This window comes from Enterobacter cloacae complex sp.6700776 (assembly GCF_048284255.1).
Lineage (GTDB): Bacteria > Pseudomonadota > Gammaproteobacteria > Enterobacterales > Enterobacteriaceae > Enterobacter > Enterobacter intestinihominis.
In genome coordinates this window covers 1-269 of record NZ_JBLVYK010000291.1, presented here as the reverse complement: position 1 = coordinate 269, position 269 = coordinate 1, and the positions used below count along the sequence as shown (strand labels likewise).

The window sequence follows — 269 nt, the reverse complement described above, 5'->3', positions numbered from 1 at the left end:
GCGCAGTTGCCCGTGATGCGGTGGCCCACGTCAGAGAAGCGCCCCAGCTTCTTGATGTCGATGTGCAGCAGATCACCAGGCGCCTCGCGCTCGTAGCGTTGCACGGCCTCAACCGGGGCCAGGTCGCTGAATCTGGACAGGCCCGCTCGGCGCAAGACGCGACTGACGGTGGCCTTGGAGACACCCAGGTAAGTGGCGATAAGCGATTGCGTGAACAGCTTGCGTCGCAGCTCGACGATGGCCAACGCGATGTTGGGCCGGATGGCGCG

1 pseudogene is annotated in these 269 nt (G+C 65.1%); it reads right to left on the bottom strand.

Features of this window, described 5'->3' with window-relative positions:
* A pseudogene (locus tag ACNQ0T_RS24300) lies at positions 1-269 on the bottom strand (IS481 family transposase); the annotation flags it as partial.